Raw genomic sequence first — 16,359 nt, 5'->3', positions numbered from 1 at the left:
TCAAAATGATATAAACCATTACAAAATATAACAAAACGTTAGAGCTAGGTTATATCATGAGTCTTGAGCAATCTTTGGAATATCTCACCAAAACAAATTTGCCGATCGAATCAAAGCAGCAGGCACTGGTTGACTCAGTTATTCTTACCCTAACGAAACAAAAACGAGATGCTCTTTTTCAACAGGTTGCTCTGTATCGAATAAAACTGCTTAAATCTCTCTTTCCTAAACACGCATCAAAAAGTCTTTCTGCACTATTTGAGTTAATGGATTATCGAGATTTAGTGCAACAGTATCCGACAGGTTTCTCCGAAGAGATTCGTTTACTTGAACAACTTGCCGCAGATTGTTACCCGCATTGGATGGTTTTCTGGTGTCAATGCGAGATCGAAGCAATCAAGCAAAAATATCCTTCAAACGAAGCTGCGATTCCTACTCCGCTTCCGTTTGACGACCACAGCTATACTAGCGTGTTAATTGAAGATATCGCAGATTGCGATCTTGAGGTAATGCTGCCAAATCATGCAGCGTTAATGCCGATTTCCGAAGCGGTCACACTGAGTAATCTTGAGCTTTTCGTCCAAACTGAACAATGGTTTGAAATCTTGCCTCTTTTATCACTCTCGCAAAAAGGGCAGCACTTTGCGCTCTTGTTCAAATCGTCATCTTCACCAATCATGGTCTCCTCCGCTTTAGTGCAAAGCTGGCATCAACGAAATAACTGGCTCAGTTACTCACCACAGTTTAGTAACGAACAATGGCAGTTTTGCTTTCCTAATCATGGGTACAGTGTTCTCAATCAACTGGGTATTTTGGAGTGTCGTGCTCTAACTCATGAGCACACTCTTATTGAGTTTGATGCTCAGTTTCAATCTCGTGTAAAGAACACTGAAGCGGTTTGCGAAGTGCTGCGCCTTACGGTGGAAGGCAACATCCAACAAAAGCTGTATTTTTTGTATCTGGCGCAAAAAACTATGATGAGCGAGCTCTATAAAGCAGGCTATAAGCTCGGCTTTACCATTATTGAGCAAGTATTTATGTTAAATTTCTATCAATCTATTGATTTAAGTGCCTACTTTCACTCAGGATACCGCGACATTAACGGTGACGGTACCAAGACATACCGCGGTTTCTGGAATTTAGGTATGATGGTTGAAGCATTTCAAGACATACAATTTCGCGACTACAAACATTGCGTACGAACAAAAAGAATGGATAAAAAGGTGAATGAGCATGCTTGATGTTCATTTGCACGGTCTCTTTTACCCAAAAGCAATGGCATTGTACGCGACTGTACTAATAGTATTCGCTTGGCTACTGTATTACTGCTATCGCCTAAAACAGAAGAGTGAATCAATCTTAGGCTCGCATCACGCGCCTTACATCGCTTATTCCAGCTGTATCATTGTTTGGATAAGCAGCAACGCCTATTTCCATACCGATTTATTGCCAGAATTAGGCTCTGTTGGTGGCATTTTTATGGCTAAGTTAGCGAACTTAGCGTCTTTTTTCGCCTTTGCGTTTGCATTCTATTTTTCTTGCCAGTTAACCGCAGATGTTAAAAAAACAGCGGTCAAAGTCTGGCAAAAAGTCGTCTTTGTCGCACTAGCAACGTATTCACTGTACATCAACTTAGTGCCGAATCTTACTGTCGAAAATGTCACCATTAGTGGTCCAAGCCAGTTCGTCATTGAATTTGGCCCACATACCTCATATTTTTTCATTAGTTTGCTAGCTTTCGTGGTACTAACGCTGCTTAACTTGATTGCCATGCGCGCGAACAGCAGCAAGCTCACGCTAGCAAAAAGCAACTATATGATCGCTGGCATTTTGGTATTCATGTTATCTACGGCAGTGATACACCTTGGAATGACGTATTTCCTTGGCGACTTCTCCCTAACTTGGTTACCACCAGCACTTTCAATCAGCGAAATGTTGTTTGTGGGCTATGCCCTACTTACCTCTCGCTTCTACAGCGCTAAATATCTCACGTACTTAACGGTAAGCGCGCTCTTAGTCTGCGCCATTTTTGTTCTGCCGCTAGGGGCGATATTTATTCCTATCTCTGAAGATAACCAATGGCTTGTTGCGGTACCTTTATGCGCGCTTATCGGTATCACTTGGCACTTGCTTTTTAAGCGAGTCAGTCGTTTCGCTTCGTATTTTATTTATGGGAAACGACACACTCCCGTTCAGCAAATCCTTGGGTTAGAGGAAGAGTTTAAACGCTCAATAGATGATGCTATGCGTCAGTTGGCATCGTTACTTAACATACCAAACAACAAGCTACAGCTAGTCACTAGCAATTACACAGAAACGTTTTACGAAGAGTACCTGCCGTCAAGCAAGTCAGTTCTCGTGCTTGATGAGTTGTCTGAAGAAATTGATTATGCCTCCTCTTCTAAAGGGTCGATGAGAAAGCTCTACGAGCGCATGCGCTCAAGCAATACTGCGCTCGTTATGCCTCTCTTCGGTCGTGGAAAATCTGTTACTCACTTGCTGATTTCTTCACATAAAATAGATAATAAGCTGTTTTCTAATGAAGAAATCTCAGCTCTGCAAACGTTATTAGTTCGCATCCAGAGCACCATTGAAGCCGATAGAAAGGTACGCCAAAGCCGTGCGCTGGCTAACTCCATTGCACATGAAATGCGTAACCCTCTCGCTCAAGTACAATTACAATTTGAAGCTTTAAAACAGCATATAGAGTCAAACGCCTCACTGGATACGCTAAAAAGAGAAATTGATAAAGGTGAAGCCGCTATACAACGCGGTCGACAACTTATCGATATTATTTTACGAGAAGTTAGCGACAGTTCACCAGAGCATGAGCCTTTAGCTCTCACTTCCATACATAAAGCCATCGACCAAGCAGTAAGCCGTTATGGTTTTGAAAACGATCAAATAATAGAGAGAATTAACCTGCCACAGGCACACGATTTTGTCGCGAAGTTAAATGAGACCCTGTTTAACTTTGTCATTTTCAATTTGATTCGTAACGCTATCTACTATTTTGATTCTTATCCCGACAGTCAAATTGAGATTCGTACCCAGACGGGGGCTTACGAAAACATTCTGATCTTCCGAGATAGTGGGCCAGGTATAGATCGCAGTATCTTACACAAGATATTTGATGACTTTTTCTCGTATCAAAAAAGCGGAGGCAGTGGCTTAGGTTTGGGCTATTGCCAACGTGTTATGCGCTCCTTCGGAGGACGAATAGAGTGCCAGTCTGAATTGAACGAGTTCACAGAATTCTACTTGTATTTCCCAGTCGTACCAAACGCACCAAAACCAGAGACATTAAGAGCACCGGACTTTGATAGCTGGAAAGCAACTGCATCACATTCTGAAAATCATTCAGCTCAACACGTACAAGTATGTAAAGATGCACCAACAGTGCTCATTGTAGATGACAAAGAGGTGCAACGCACCTTGGTACAGATGTATTTAAAAAGATTGGGAGTCAACAGCTTACAAGCAAATAATGGAGCCTCTGCGGTAGAACTATTCCACTCTCACAAGATTGATCTCGTTCTTATGGATGTCCAAATGCCGGTAATGAATGGATTTGACGCAAGCCAACGGATTAAGCAAATCACATCCTCCGTTCCAATCATTGCCTTATCTGGTGAGTCTGGAGCTAGAGAGTTGGAGCTAATTTCGACACTCATGGATGACAGGCTCGAAAAGCCCACCACGTTAAATGCACTTCAAGTCGTCATCCAAAGATGGCTACAGAACGAGAATTTTGCACCTTCCAACACTTTTTAATTTGCAAATATAGAATTGGCACTAGATGTGCATTATTGGGGTAAATCGAATTATCCAGAAGGTCAAGCAGGCTGCAAATGAGTAGCGTATGAGCTTGATAAGGAGATCGCCATGTTACTTCATCGACATACATACTACGGCTTGATTCATCATGGAATCAAAACACTGTTACTTGATCGCTTAGGCCACTATACAGAAGAAGAGTATCATCAATATCTGAGCCTGATGACTGGTAAATCCACTTGCTTCACGATGTCTCTCGAAGAGCTAGAAGCAACGGTCGATAACTTACTACGGGAAGGCTATTTAGAAGATGTAAAAACGCTTATTTCCCAATATCAACGTGTTGCTTAAGGTTTAAAACTCTCAACTTTATTGCCGCTTCACGCGGCAATTTTTATTCTTTCCATTTGCTGTTTCGACGTGGAAGAAGCTTGCGGGCTGTACGATATACTAAGCGTTACTATTCTTACCTTAACTTCCCCAGTATTCACATCTTGTCAGATTCCGTTAGACTGTCTTCAATTCAACAATTAGGTAGATTTTGCCATCATGAAGCAGATCCTAGACTTTATACCACTCATCGTTTTCTTCGCTTTATACAAGCTGTACGACATCTATGTGGCGACAGGTGCACTGATCGCAGCAACAGGCATTCAGCTTGTCGTCACCTATGCGCTGTATAAGAAAGTCGAAAAGATGCAGCTAATAACATTTGTTATCGTCACTATCTTCGGCGGCATGACCCTTTTCTTCCACGACGACAATTTTATAAAGTGGAAAGTCACCATCATTTACGCGATTCTGGCGATTGGCTTAACAGTGAGCCACGCATTGGGAAAATCAGCCATCAAAGGTATGCTAGGCAAGGAAATTACGTTACCTGACGCTGTTTGGGCAAAGATTAACTGGGCTTGGGTTGGCTTCTTCTCATTCTTCGCTGGCCTAAACATTTATATTGCTTACGAATTGCCGTTGGATGTTTGGGTTAACTTCAAAGTATTTGGAATGTTGATCGCGACATTTGCCTACATGTTTGCGACTGGCTTTTACATTTATAAACACATGCCAAAAGAACAAAAAAATAACTCATCCGATGTGTCCACTGATGATTAAAAACTCAGTTTTGCTATAATCCGCGACTTCACAGCGGCCTTCGGGTCGCTGTTTTGCTCCATGTATCAGTAAACCGCTCAAACAACGTACCGTTTTCAGACCATTCTTGCTGCTGTAAACCAACTTTCTCTGGTCCGGTATCTGCGGTTTTTTAAGGACCTTTGGTTCTAGGTATTTACTATGTTGGCGCTTAGTTTGAGCGCCTTTAAGATTTAGGATGTCACAATGAGTCAAGAAATTAGCTCTCCGAAAGGTCAAATGCTGCTTCGTACCCTTGCAATGCCTGCAGATACAAACGCCAATGGCGATATTTTTGGCGGTTGGATAATGTCTCAGCTCGACTTAGCGGGCGCGATTCTGGCAAAAGAGATCTCTTGTGGTCGCGTTGTCACCGTTTCGGTATCAAGCATTACGTTCAAAAAACCTGTTGGTGTGGGCGATGTCGTATGCTGCTACGGCGAATGCACTAAGATCGGCCGCACATCCATGAGTGTCGATTTGGAAGTATGGGTCAAACCCGTCAAAGCTCACGGTGTTGGCGAACGCTTCATGGTTTGTGATGCGACCTTCAACTACGTAGCCATTGACAGTGAAGGTAAACCACGTCCGGTTCAGAATTAGTCAACCTACAACGCTAACAGTTAGAAAGGATCTCACATTTTCTGTTGTTCACTTGTGAGAGACACAAAAAAGGCGTTAAATTAACACTTTACCCTACCAATTAAGGAACTATGCTATGTGGTATGTCATCTTTTCACAGGACGTTGAGAACTCGTTGGAAAAACGCATGAGCGTTCGCCCACAACACTTGGATCGCTTACAAAAGCTACAAGACGAAGGCCGCCTTCTTACAGCTGGTCCGATGCCTGCGATAGATTCTGACAATCCTGGTGAAGCTGGATTTACGGGCTCAACTGTCATCGCTGAATTCGCCTCTCTAGAGGATGCTAAAGCGTGGGCAGAAGCCGATCCTTATGTAGCGGCTGGTGTTTACGATCATGTAATCGTGAAACCGTTCAAAAAAGTGTTTTAATTTATGAAAAAATTACTGTGTCTTTTCTTGGTATTTGGTGCTCTGGCTGGCTGTTCATCAACCGATGATAATCAGCGCCAACTTGAGCTTATGGCATCAAACCGAGCAGGAGTCTTGTCTGCGGGCCTCCCTTTAGAGTACGGTCCACTGCAAATAATGCGTGTCTCATCCAACAAAAATGTTGTAGAGATGATGATGATTTATAACGATGGCGCACTCGGTGCAAAGCCGTTAAATCAAGTACTGAATACCAGTATCTATACCTACTGCAGCAACCCAGAAGTTCGCAAGCAAATTGATATGGGCTTGATGTATCGTATTAAGGTACGTAATTCTCGCGGTCAGTTGATGGCAGATGAGTTGGTTTCCGCACAAACTTGTACTCAGGTGAAGTAGCTACAGTAATTTTTGTTGCTTTCGGCATGAGACGATGATTCGCTATTATTGGATAATCTGAAAACGAAAGTTAACAATTAAGAATAGAAAAACGGAGACCACAGTCTCCGTTTTTATTTGCTGCAACGATGTATTACGCCAGCTCAGCACGGAGCTTCTTCGCCGCTGAAACCAGATTCGCCAATGCCGCTTCTGTCTCCTTCCAGTTTCGTGTTTTCAGACCACAATCTGGGTTTACCCACAAACGTTGAGCCGGAATTTTTTCTGCCGCTTTCTTGATTAAACCTTCAATCCATTCTTCCGTAGGAATGTTTGGTGAGTGAATGTCATAAACACCAGGGCCAATTTCGTTCGGGTAATTGAACTCTTCAAATGCTTTCAGCAGCTCCATATTTGAGCGAGATGTTTCAATGGTAATGACGTCCGCATCGAGTGCCGCAACCGAATCAATGATTTCATTGAACTCGCTGTAACACATATGAGTGTGAATCTGAGTTTCTGGTTTTGCACTTGCCGCAGAGACCTTAAACGCATTTACGGCCCATTCTAAGTACGCTTTGTGATCGCGTTTTTTGAGTGGTAAACCTTCTCGAATGGCTGGCTCGTCAATTTGAATGATATTGATGCCTGCATCTTGCAGGTCAGACACCTCATCACGTAGTGCCAAAGCAAGTTGCTGCGCAATTTCTTGACGTGTGATGTCTTCACGTGGGAACGTCCAACATAAAATCGTTACTGGTCCAGTCAACATGCCTTTCATCTGTTTGCTGGTTAGCGATTGTGCGTACGTCGACCATTCAACTGTGATCGGTTTTTCACGTTCAATGTCAGCAACTACAATGGCAGGTTTCACACAGCGAGAACCATAACTCTGTACCCAACCAAATTTGGTCGTTTGAAAACCCGCCAAGTTCTCAGCGAAGTATTCCACCATGTCGTTACGCTCTGCTTCACCATGAACTAGCACATCTAGGTCGAGCGCCTCTTGACGTTTTACTGCGTCAGCAATATGTCCTTTAAGTGCTTGGATATATTCAGACTCAGATAATTGACCTGTACGATAAGCGCTGCGCTGCACCCGGATTTCACCCGTTTGAGGAAAAGAGCCGATTGTCGTGGTTGGCAACAAAGGCAAGCCCAATACTTCAGCTTGATGCGCAGCACGCTCCGCGTAAGGTGCGCTGCGCTCGGCAAGTGACGCAGTAATACTGTTTAAACGTGCTTGAACTTGTGGCTTATTCACATGCGTTGCCGTTTTACGTGCTTTGATTGGCTGGCTGTAGGTATCACAAGCGAGAATCGCATCTTGATCACCATCGAGTGCGCGGCCAAGCAAGGCGACTTCTGTTACTTTTTGTTTTGCGAACGCAAACCAGCTTTTCACTTCCTCACTGAGTTCTGTTTCCTGTTCCAGATCAACCGGGCTATGTAGCAAAGAGCATGAACTGGCAACCCAAAGTTTGTCGCCCAGTTTCTCTTTGACTGGCTGTAGACGCTCGAGTTGGGCACTTAAATCTGAACGCCACACGTTACGACCATTCACAACGCCAGCAGAAAGCACCCACCCCTCCGGTAACTTGGCAACCACATCGTCAAGCTGCTTAGGGACGGTAGATAAATCGATATGCAAACCATCTACCGGTAGCTCTACAATTTTGTCTAGCGTATCGCTTACGGAGTCAAAGTACGTCGTTAGCAGCACTTTTACATCGCTTCGAATCACTTGGTAGGCTAGCTTAAACGAATCAGCCCATTTGCTTTCTAGCTCCAGTGACAAAATTGGCTCATCAATCTGAACCCACTCAACACCTTGACTTGCGAGCTTTGCCAAAATAGCTTGGTAAGCAGTAAGTAAGCGTGGTAGCAGGGTTAAGCGGTCAAACCCTTCTTCGACCTCTTTGCCCAAGTAAAGGTAACTGACTGGACCAAGCAAAACAGGCTTCACTTGGTGGCCAGCTTGAAGCGCTTCGTTGACTTCTTCAAACAGTTGCGGCCAGCTCACTTCAAACGTATCGTCCTTGCTGAATTCAGGGACAATGTAATGGTAGTTTGTGTTGAACCATTTGGTCATATCCGATGCCGCAGCGCCCGCACAGCTGCAACCCGCCTGAGATTGACCGCGACCCACTTTGAACAACGTATCCAGGTTAGGGAAACCATCAGCGTGACGCTTTGGCACATGACCCAATAGCAACGTGGTCGTCAGTACATGATCGTACCAAGCGAAGTCGCCAGCGGTGGCAAAACTCAGACCAGCATCCGTTTGTGTTTGCCAGTTTTTGGCGCGTAGATCTGCCCCAACCTTTTTAAGCTCAGCTTGATCAATTTCTCCTCGCCAGTATTTCTCCTGAGCGAATTTTAATTCTCTTTTTTCACCAATGCGTGGATAACCTAGTATGTGAGTCGTTGTCGCCATGTCCCTATTCCTTTCTCAATTTTGTTCAATTTGTTTGGATCAGAGCATCTTTCGGTAAAGAATAAGATGTCTGGATGGCTAAACTATCGCTCTCATCTGATATTAGAACAACGTCCATTTATTCAACTTGTTTATTAAAAAAATTCATCATGAAGCGACATGATTCGCAAATAAAAACAACAAATAGACGTCTAGACGTTTACATATCCATTTTTTGTCGTTAAGTTATTTACACGATTGCTATTCTGTTCATAGCGAGCAACAAAGGATGAAAGGAATTCATGATAGAGCTAAAACATTTGCGGACACTCACTTCGCTTCGAGACACTGGCTCTCTAACGGCGACAGCGACCGCTTTGCATCTCACTCAGTCGGCACTGTCTCATCAGATCAAAGATTTGGAGGCGCGAATTGGAGGGCAACTGTTCCTGAGAAAGACTCGTCCGGTGAAGTTCACTTCAGAGGGAGAAATCCTATTGCGTCTTGCAGAAGATATCCTTCCGAAACTCGCAAGAGCAGAAAATGATTTAGCGAGCTTGAAAGAGGACGTCAATGGCCGATTACATATGGCCATTGAATGTCACTCTTGCTTCCAATGGCTAATGCCTGCACTTAGGGAGTACCAACTTGCTTGGCCTAGCGTAACATTGGACTTTTCCTCTGGTTTTGGCTTTGAACCACTCCCAGCTCTATTGGCAGGCGAACTCGATCTCGTTATTACTTCCGATATCCAACCTCGATCCGAAGTCCACTACGAGCCTCTATTCGACTTTGAAATGCGTTTAATTACCGCAACCAACCACCCATTGGCGGAAAAAGAAATTATTGAGCCGCAAGATCTCGCAGATCAAACCATGCTCTCTTATCCTGTTCAAAAACAAAGGCTAGACGTCGTAAAACACTTTCTTCAGCCAGCAGGAATAGAACCTGCGAAATGGAAGCAAGCCGACAACACTCTCATGTTAGTTCAGATGGTCTCTGCTGGATTAGGGGTGGCGGCACTACCCAATTGGGCGATTTCTGAATTTTCTCGCCAAGGTCTTATTACCAGTAAACCTTTCGGCCAAGGCTTATGGCGTCGCTTGTTTGCTGCAACGCGTCACTCAGAGAAAGAAAAGCGTTACTTACAAGCTTTTTTCGCAACCGCGAGGCTACAATGTAAAAGCCACCTTGACGGAATCAAGGTGGCTTAAAAGATTTGGGTTATGAAAGGCTTAGCGTTGATATGCTTTAAATTGGTTGGTCAATGGATCGTACTGATAACCGAGCATATCAAGCTTGCCGACTACAGACTCTACATCCATCTCATACACTGATACTAACTCGTCAAAACTGTCGCACTCTAAACGTAGCTTTTCGTTGACGATACCTAGCAAAATAGTGCTGTCCAGATTACCTACATTGCTTAAATCCATCGCGACTCTCCTCTTCGACAAGGTATATAAACAAGCGTAGTAGTAATCACGCGAATTTAAAGTGAGTGCGATCTAAAACGTGATCACCTTATACCCAAGCACCAAGAAAGCACTTGGATATAAGCTGTCTAGCTTTGTCTTTAGAATAGAGGTTAAGCCGCGAGAGAGAATAAACCTTGCAGGCTCGTCATCGACGCGAGTGCTAGCAACAAGGCAACGCTCAGTTGCACCTTTTCTGGTTTCTTATGCGTAAAAATATGCCAACACCACACAATAATTGAAGAAATTAGCATAGCTAAAGACAGCAAGATCGGCTGTGTCGCAGCGTTTAGTGTGGCTTCATTTAACTGATAAGAAGCAAACAACGTTGCGATGACTAATAGCATTCCAGACACAATGCCCGTAACTGGTAAAATACGGTGAAATGCCTGTAATCTGCTGCGAGCTATCGTAAGCAGCAATTGAGAAAATGACGCCCCAAGGAAAAATATCATTAGCGCCATCGCTATCGATGCTGGCCAGCTTGATTGCTCAAATACTTGAATACTCACATACGCAAAGGCCAAACCATTCGCTAAATGCATCGCCCATAGTGGCCCTTTTTCACGCGTTTTCTTGGTTTGAACCTGAGAATAGAAGTAGAAAATAGCAAACACGATCATAAATGCTTCAATGCGAAGTGACGCAACAGCGAGCCACAATACAGCTACTGCAGGCAACATTTTATGAAGACGTCCTCGCTGACCAGGACAAATATCGCCCTTGATTAGAAGCAAAGTCAGTAGCGCTTGTGCGCCAAATAGCATCGGAGGGAAAGTAACCAGCAATTGTTGAATCATGTTGAATGCACGCTCAAAAGTCATTTTGGGGGGCGATAATATCAAATCAACTATCGCCAAACCACCGAAAGTCGGCCCCCAAATGAGCTAAAACGGTAAGACAATTTTATTCACAGAGAAGCAAGATACTTCAACGCGTCTTCCTGCGTTAAAACTCCACGGTACTCTTCTTTGGTATTACACAATACCCAAGGGAAACGAATGCCGGTTTTAACCAACTCTCGAATAACAGAGACAGGTAAATCCTCATCAACCAACACAAATTCGGTGCTCATTATCTGATTAACAGGACGTTTCCAAATTCTGCTTTCTCGTTCAGTTTCTCGCTCTGTGCCCATCGAGGGCGTTAGGTGTAAATTCACCGTCTCTTTCGTAATTAACCCAACACAACGATTTTCATTGAGAACAACTAAAGGCAAGCTTGGATTCAAATTCATGTACTCCACTGCCAAGGAGAGCGGTTCTCCAGGGTCCATAGACCTGACTTGTTCATGGCTCAAAGATTGCAGCACATCACTTTGCTTAGACTCAATCGCGATGTCAGAGAACAGATGCTCATAACTGTCCGCTTTATCCATCAAATCGACAGGCACGGCAGCAGAAAATAGAAAGCCCTGCATGTAATCGACACCGATTTCTGCCAATACTTGAAGTTCTTGCTTAGATTCCACGCCTTCAGCAACCACTTTTACATTCATTTGCTGTGCAAGCTCGGTGACCATTTTCACAATGTTATAGCTGGTGCTCCCTTTATGAATGTTCTTGATGAATTTTCGGTCTATTTTCAGTAAATCAAACTGCCCTTTTTCTAGATAAGAAAAAGAAGAATACCCAGTACCGAAGTCATCAATCGCGATCTCAATGCCCTCTTTCCGCACTTCCTCTAGAGCTCGAGTATGCTCCTCATCTTGTTCAAAATACGCGGTTTCTGTTAGCTCGATAGTTACTCGCTTAGGGTCTACACCACTGGCTTTAATCAAATCATGCGACCGCTGAAGGATCTGAAGAGAATCCAATTTCGTATTGAGGGAGCGATTGATGGTCACGCCCACTTCCTCGCCATAAATTTCTTGTAAGCGCGGAAAGTGCTTCAACGCAGCTTGGCAGACCACATCATCAAGTGCCGCTATGAGTTCTAGATCTTCAATAATAGCGATCATCTTCTGCGTACAATACGCATCATTTTCATCATAGAAGCGTGCGAGAGCCTCGAACTTAACCACGCTTCCGGTTTGAACGTCGATAATCGGTTGAAAGTAAACGTCCACTAGCCCACTCTCTATTTGCGCCTCCAAAAACGCCTCGAGATGTTGGCGCTTCACTAATTCAGAGTGAAGTTCACTGTCGTAAAAGTTGAAATAGCTACCTTCACCGGAAATAGAGGACAACATTGCTTGCGCTGCATGTGCTAGCGCTTGTCTTGGTCGGTTCGTATCATAGCCAAGGATTGACACACCAGTTTGGCCTTTAACGATAGTGGCATGCATTTTTGTGCCCATTTCATTTCTAAGCTCATTAAAGAACCCTTTCATGGCAATTTGGATCAAACGAACCGGGCTCAACCATTGACAATGAGGGGTCTGCAAGCATACGACAAACACATCCCGAGATAACTGCCCCGCAATACTGGTGTAGCGACTTCGCATAATAAAATCTGCAAAACCTAATTGCTGTTCAAGCAAGTATCTCTCCGAAAACTTGGGTCTGAGTGTCATAACAATGTTGAGTTCTTTATTTCTGCTTTCATTCGCTAAGGTAGCTAATTGGAGTTCAAATTCTTTCCTCGTCGGTAAAAAGGCAGCCCAATCATGCTGTTGTTCACAACGATTTTTCATCCACAACAACGAAGCAGAAATATCCGTAGAAAATCCGAGATAAAGAATTCGTCCAGAGTGAAACGTAAGTCGGTAAATACAAAGATGATGAGCTTGGTTGCTACCGTTTGCTGTTTTGCTCAGCAAGTTACCACACCAACATCCTTCATCATTAATTTGCTGCCACAGCTGATCATAAAACGCTTGGCTATGGTGAGAGGTACTGAATATATGAGTTTTAAGCCCAACCAGATCTCGGTTTTGATAGCCCATTTGTAACTCAAAGGCACGGTTACAACCTAAGATGCGCGTATCTTCATCGGCAACTAAAACGCCTACATTTGGCAAATCAAAAATCGTTTCGAGGATTTTCGCTAACTCCTCGCAACCAGTGATTGTTAATTGTGGAATGATAGTGCCTTGGATAATGCGCTTATTGAGCCTTTCAAAACTAATAGTAACGTGCACTAAGTTAACGTTTTTTAGCATCATGCAACAAGAAAACCGCCCCCGTCCGCCAAAGAGTTCCACCTCTAGAATTCGTTGTTTTAGCGTTTCTTGTTGCCCCATCAGCATATGATCAAACAAGTTATTTAGGCTGGTTACTGGCGTACTTATCCCAAATGCCTTTGCCATTCCTTGCTGATCACATTCGAACTCGCGAGTATCAATATCGTAAGACCACTCTATAACAGGAGTTAGACTGGAAGTCGTTTGCATTTTTGGATGCACTGTTGTCGTAGATTCACTCATACCCTAGCCCCTTTTTTTGTAATTAGCCCAAGGCTCAAAATTCACAGTCAATTCGCGACATTCCAGTTGGGACCTGCCGATCCTCTTTATAGATGGATTGTGTCAACGATAAGCCTATCGACTTAGAACTATTTCCAGAGCAGCTCAGCCTTTTGCATTTAATATGCACCAATTTGATTATAGGCTTTACCCCATATAAGCACACCATTGCTTATACTTTGTATTAAGATTGCGACATTTTTCATGAACCGATCTATAACCATGAGGCTTTCAAGGTGAAATTAGACAGAAAATCGCCGATAGAGCATTGATATTTTTACAAACCAAATAAAACTCGATGAACTAAGCTGGAATAGATGAGTTTGTTATAGATACCTGATAATCAAATCGCTATAATTCGCGCTCCCTGGAACAGAGAGCAAAATATGACCAATAACATCACTCCTATTCATGAGTACAAAAAATACTGGGCAGAGTGTTTTGGTACGGCACCTTTCTTGCCGACCAGTCGCAAAGAAATGGATGCCCTAGGATGGGATAGCTGTGACATTATCATTGTAACCGGTGACGCTTATGTGGATCACCCAAGCTTTGGTATGGCTATCATTGGCCGCCTGCTAGAAGCACAAGGTTTCCGTGTCGGTATCATTGCTCAACCAGAATGGCAAAATAAAGATGAGTTCATGCAACTTGGTAAGCCAAATCTGTTCTTCGGGATCACTGCGGGTAACATGGACTCCATGATCAACCGTTACACCGCGGATAAAAAGCTTCGTCACGATGACGCGTACACACCGAATAACGAAGGTGGTAAACGCCCAGACCGCGCGACTTTGGTTTACTCTCAGCGTTGTCGTGAGGCATACAAAGAAGTACCTATTGTTTTAGGTGGTATCGAAGCTAGCCTACGCCGTGTGGCGCACTACGATTACTGGTCAGATAAAGTTCGCCGTTCTGTACTGTTTGATGCAAAAGCAGACATCCTACTTTTTGGTAACGCAGAGCGCGCACTTGTCGAAGTAGCACATCGCATCGCAAACGGCGAAGACATCAGCACCATGACCAATATTCGTGGTACTGCCGTGAACTTGCCAGCGGCGCCAGAAGGCTACACGGTTATTGATTCTTCTCGCATTGAAAAACCTCGTAAAGAAGCGTTCGTACCAAAGAACCCATACGAAGTAGAAACTCAGTGTGAAACTAAAAAAGACGAGCCAGTTGCACAACCAATCACGATTCGCCCATCACGCCACGATGCTGCGACGACTGCGGTCCGTTTACCTTCGTTTGAAAAGCTAAGAAACGATCGCATTCTTTATGCGCATGCAAGCCGTGTATTGCATCTAGAAACGAACCCGTACTCTGGTCGAGCGTTACTTCAAAGCCATGGTGATCGTGAACTTTGGGTAAACCAAGCTCCAATTCCATTGACGACCGAAGAGATGGACTTTGTGTTTGGCCTGCCTTACGCGCGTGTCCCTCACCCTATGTACGGGAAAGCAAAAATTCCTGCGTACGACATGATCAAGACGTCTGTGAACATCATGCGTGGTTGCTTTGGTGGCTGTTCTTTCTGTTCGATTACCGAGCATGAAGGTCGAATCATTCAAAACCGTTCGAAAGAGTCTATCATCAACGAGATTGAAGAAATTCGCGACAAAGTTCCGGGCTTTACCGGCACAATTTCCGATCTTGGTGGCCCGACTGCAAACATGTACCGCCTGGGCTGTAAAGATCCAAAAGCGGAAGCGAACTGTCGTCGTCCTTCTTGTGTATTCCCGGGCATCTGTAACAAGCTAAACACAGACCACAAACACACGATCGATTTATACCGCGAAGCGCGTAAAGTTGAAGGCGTGAAGAAAGTGATGGTTGCATCTGGCGTACGTTACGACCTTGCGATTGAATCACCAGAATACGTGAAAGAGCTCGTGACTCACCACGTAGGCGGTTACTTGAAGATTGCACCGGAACATACAGAGAAAGGTCCTCTTGATCTAATGATGAAGCCAGGCATGGGTACGTACGATCGCTTTAAAGAGATGTTCGAGAAATACAGTGCAGAAGCAGGCAAGAAGCAGTACTTAATCCCTTATTTTATCTCTGCGCACCCAGGCACAGAAGACGAAGACATGCTGAACCTTGCTCTGTGGCTGAAAAAGAACAACTTCGAATGTGACCAAGTACAAAACTTCTACCCTTCGCCAATGTGTAACGCAACGTCGATGTACTACTCAGAGACAAACCCTCTGAAACGCGTGAAGTACAAAAAACGTGAAGATGTACCTGTAGCAAAAGGTGAACGTCAACGTCGCCTACATAAAGCGCTGTTGCGTTACCACGATCCAGCAAACTGGCCAATGATCCGTGAAGCCCTAGTCAGTATGGGTAAAAAACATTTGATTGGTGACAAACAAGGCTGTCTCGTTCCTGCAGAAGACATTGAAGCACAAACACCTGCGCAACGTCGTAAATCTGGTCGTCACGGGGCAAACCGCTTTGCAACCAAACATACCAAAAATCAACCAGGCTTCGGTGGTCATTTGAACAAACGCTCTGAAAGCGGTTCAAAAGATGGTAAGCCATCTGGTAACCGTAACGGTTCTGGCAAAGCTACAGGTGGTCAACGCCCTGCAAGCAACGGCCAACGTCCTAGCGGCAACGGTGCAAACCGCCCGGCAGGTAGCAAGCCGCAAGGCCAAGGTCGCCCGCAAGGACAAGGCAAACCAGCTGGTCAACGTAAACCAAAGCGTCGCTAATTATTTAGAGCTTAAATACTAGAAAGGGCTCCAGAGTTAACTCT

Annotated in this window: 13 protein-coding genes; 9 read left to right on the top strand and 4 right to left on the bottom strand. The window is 44.2% G+C overall.

Annotated elements, in window-relative coordinates; genetic code table 11:
* Positions 1 to 56 precede the first annotated feature (56 nt).
* The 7 genes from R7Z49_RS14550 (at position 57) to R7Z49_RS14520 (ending at position 6,319) form a co-directional block, all read left to right on the top strand.
* Positions 57 to 1,241: an acyl-homoserine-lactone synthase gene (locus tag R7Z49_RS14550; protein WP_318111781.1), complete on the top strand. Its 1,185-nt coding sequence runs from the start codon at positions 57 to 59 to the stop codon at positions 1,239 to 1,241.
* Positions 1,234 to 3,774, top strand: a complete 2,541-nt coding sequence (locus tag R7Z49_RS14545; RefSeq protein WP_318111780.1) for a hybrid sensor histidine kinase/response regulator — start codon at positions 1,234 to 1,236, stop codon at positions 3,772 to 3,774. The genes R7Z49_RS14550 and R7Z49_RS14545 overlap by 8 nt, the downstream gene beginning before the upstream one ends.
* 111 nt (positions 3,775 to 3,885) lie before the next feature.
* Entirely contained in the window at positions 3,886 to 4,128 is a 243-nt protein-coding gene (locus tag R7Z49_RS14540) for a hypothetical protein (RefSeq protein ID WP_005376770.1), read from the top strand.
* Positions 4,129 to 4,326: 198 nt separating this feature from the next.
* The gene (locus R7Z49_RS14535) at positions 4,327 to 4,890 is read left to right on the top strand and encodes a septation protein A (RefSeq protein ID WP_318111778.1); all 564 of its coding nucleotides are present in this window, start codon (positions 4,327 to 4,329) and stop codon (positions 4,888 to 4,890) included.
* Between the two features lie 225 nt (positions 4,891 to 5,115).
* Positions 5,116 to 5,511, top strand: coding sequence for an acyl-CoA thioester hydrolase YciA (gene yciA, locus R7Z49_RS14530; protein ID WP_005376768.1), 396 nt, complete (start codon positions 5,116 to 5,118; stop codon positions 5,509 to 5,511).
* Positions 5,512 to 5,626: 115 nt separating this feature from the next.
* On the top strand, positions 5,627 to 5,923 hold the full coding sequence (locus tag R7Z49_RS14525; RefSeq protein ID WP_005386727.1) for a YciI family protein: 297 nt from the start codon (positions 5,627 to 5,629) through the stop codon (positions 5,921 to 5,923).
* Positions 5,924 to 5,926: 3 nt separating this feature from the next.
* A complete protein-coding gene (locus R7Z49_RS14520; RefSeq protein ID WP_005386726.1) occupies positions 5,927 to 6,319 on the top strand; it encodes a GspS/AspS pilotin family protein in 393 nt (130 codons plus the stop codon).
* Positions 6,320 to 6,452: 133 nt separating this feature from the next.
* On the opposite strand, the gene metE is transcribed toward R7Z49_RS14520, so the two are convergent.
* Entirely contained in the window at positions 6,453 to 8,735 is a 2,283-nt protein-coding gene (gene metE, locus R7Z49_RS14515; protein ID WP_318111776.1) for a 5-methyltetrahydropteroyltriglutamate--homocysteine S-methyltransferase, read from the bottom strand.
* A 281-nt stretch (positions 8,736 to 9,016) separates the two neighbouring features.
* Between metE and metR the strand changes: the two genes are divergently transcribed.
* Positions 9,017 to 9,928 (top strand): HTH-type transcriptional regulator MetR, encoded by a 912-nt coding sequence (metR, locus tag R7Z49_RS14510; protein ID WP_005386724.1) that lies wholly within the window; start codon positions 9,017 to 9,019, stop codon positions 9,926 to 9,928.
* Between the two features lie 21 nt (positions 9,929 to 9,949).
* Here the strand turns inward: metR and R7Z49_RS14505 are convergent, their stop codons facing one another.
* From R7Z49_RS14505 to R7Z49_RS14495, 3 genes are all read right to left on the bottom strand, one after another.
* On the bottom strand, positions 9,950 to 10,150 hold the full coding sequence (locus R7Z49_RS14505) for a DUF4250 domain-containing protein (protein ID WP_005376762.1): 201 nt from the start codon (positions 10,148 to 10,150) through the stop codon (positions 9,950 to 9,952).
* A 152-nt stretch (positions 10,151 to 10,302) separates the two neighbouring features.
* Positions 10,303 to 11,013, bottom strand: a complete 711-nt coding sequence (locus R7Z49_RS14500; RefSeq protein WP_005389354.1) for a hypothetical protein — start codon at positions 11,011 to 11,013, stop codon at positions 10,303 to 10,305.
* Between the two features lie 86 nt (positions 11,014 to 11,099).
* Positions 11,100 to 13,556 (bottom strand): EAL domain-containing protein, encoded by a 2,457-nt coding sequence (locus R7Z49_RS14495; RefSeq protein ID WP_151514980.1) that lies wholly within the window; start codon positions 13,554 to 13,556, stop codon positions 11,100 to 11,102.
* A gap of 425 nt (positions 13,557 to 13,981) precedes the next feature.
* Between R7Z49_RS14495 and R7Z49_RS14490 the strand changes: the two genes are divergently transcribed.
* Positions 13,982 to 16,315, top strand: coding sequence for a YgiQ family radical SAM protein (locus R7Z49_RS14490; protein WP_132936814.1), 2,334 nt, complete (start codon positions 13,982 to 13,984; stop codon positions 16,313 to 16,315).
* Positions 16,316 to 16,359: the final 44 nt, after the last annotated feature.

The sequence above is a fragment of the Vibrio sp. 1562 genome (assembly GCF_033340155.1).
Lineage (GTDB): Bacteria > Pseudomonadota > Gammaproteobacteria > Enterobacterales > Vibrionaceae > Vibrio > Vibrio alginolyticus.
This window is presented reverse-complemented; position numbering and strand designations above follow the sequence as displayed.

Excerpts from the sequence above, each read along its gene's own strand:
- R7Z49_RS14550 (WP_318111781.1), top strand. The coding sequence starts at position 57 with ATGAGTCTTGAGCAATCTTTGGAATATCTCACCAAAACAAATTTGCCG.
- R7Z49_RS14545 (WP_318111780.1), top strand. The coding sequence starts at position 1,234 with ATGCTTGATGTTCATTTGCACGGTCTCTTTTACCCAAAAGCAATGGCA.
- R7Z49_RS14540 (WP_005376770.1), top strand. The coding sequence starts at position 3,886 with ATGTTACTTCATCGACATACATACTACGGCTTGATTCATCATGGAATC.
- R7Z49_RS14535 (WP_318111778.1), top strand. The coding sequence starts at position 4,327 with ATGAAGCAGATCCTAGACTTTATACCACTCATCGTTTTCTTCGCTTTA.
- yciA (WP_005376768.1), top strand. The coding sequence starts at position 5,116 with ATGAGTCAAGAAATTAGCTCTCCGAAAGGTCAAATGCTGCTTCGTACC.
- R7Z49_RS14525 (WP_005386727.1), top strand. The coding sequence starts at position 5,627 with ATGTGGTATGTCATCTTTTCACAGGACGTTGAGAACTCGTTGGAAAAA.
- R7Z49_RS14520 (WP_005386726.1), top strand. The coding sequence starts at position 5,927 with ATGAAAAAATTACTGTGTCTTTTCTTGGTATTTGGTGCTCTGGCTGGC.
- metE (WP_318111776.1), bottom strand. The coding sequence starts at position 8,735 with ATGGCGACAACGACTCACATACTAGGTTATCCACGCATTGGTGAAAAA.
- metR (WP_005386724.1), top strand. The coding sequence starts at position 9,017 with ATGATAGAGCTAAAACATTTGCGGACACTCACTTCGCTTCGAGACACT.
- R7Z49_RS14505 (WP_005376762.1), bottom strand. The coding sequence starts at position 10,150 with ATGGATTTAAGCAATGTAGGTAATCTGGACAGCACTATTTTGCTAGGT.
- R7Z49_RS14500 (WP_005389354.1), bottom strand. The coding sequence starts at position 11,013 with ATGACTTTTGAGCGTGCATTCAACATGATTCAACAATTGCTGGTTACT.
- R7Z49_RS14495 (WP_151514980.1), bottom strand. The coding sequence starts at position 13,556 with ATGAGTGAATCTACGACAACAGTGCATCCAAAAATGCAAACGACTTCC.
- R7Z49_RS14490 (WP_132936814.1), top strand. The coding sequence starts at position 13,982 with ATGACCAATAACATCACTCCTATTCATGAGTACAAAAAATACTGGGCA.